This is a genomic window from Pseudomonas sp. OTU5201 (assembly GCF_038440135.1).
GTDB classification, from domain to species: Bacteria; Pseudomonadota; Gammaproteobacteria; order Pseudomonadales; family Pseudomonadaceae; genus Metapseudomonas; species Metapseudomonas resinovorans.
The window spans coordinates 1-586 of record NZ_JASATC010000100.1 but is presented as its reverse complement, the minus strand read 5'-3'; the positions used below and the strand labels follow the sequence as shown (position 1 = coordinate 586).

Here is a 586-nt window from a genome sequence, read left to right as displayed (position 1 = left end):
AAAATGAAAAAGCAAATCCTTGCCAGCCTGTTCATCGCCAGCCTGTCCGCCTCTGCTTTCGCACTGTCCGTTGCTGAGGGCGGTTCCGATCACACCAGCATCCACCGCGTAGCCGAAGGTGGTGCTGACCGCACCGGCGCTAACCGTATCGCTGAAAACGGTTCCGACCGCTCCCAGTCCCTGCGGGTAGCTGAAGGCGGTTCCGATCGCACCAAGGCTTTCGATGTCGCTGAAGGTGGTTCTGACCGCACCAAGGCTTTCGATGTCGCCGAAGGTGGCTCCGACCGCACCAAGGCTTTCGATGTCGCCGAAGGTGGCTCCGACCGCACCAAGGCCTTCGATGTCGCTGAAGGTGGCTCCGACCGCACCAAAGCCTTCGATGTCGCTGAAGGTGGTTCTGACCGCACCAAGGCCTTCGATGTCGCTGAAGGTGGTTCTGACCGCACCAAGGCCTTCGATGTCGCCGAAGGTGGTTCCGACCGCACCAAGGCTTTCGATGTCGCTGAAGGCGGCGCTGACCGCACTGGTGCCAACCGCATCAGCTGATCCCGGAGCCGTCCAGAGGCAGGCAATCACGATGTATGCA

The 586-nt window shown here is 60.9% G+C and carries 1 protein-coding gene; it reads left to right on the top strand.

Annotation, left to right across the window (positions count from 1 at the left end; translation table 11 throughout):
* Positions 1-3 precede the first annotated feature (3 nt).
* Positions 4-546: a hypothetical protein gene (locus tag AAHM40_RS27025; protein ID WP_446731632.1), complete on the top strand. Its 543-nt coding sequence runs from the start codon at positions 4-6 to the stop codon at positions 544-546.
* Positions 547-586: the final 40 nt, after the last annotated feature.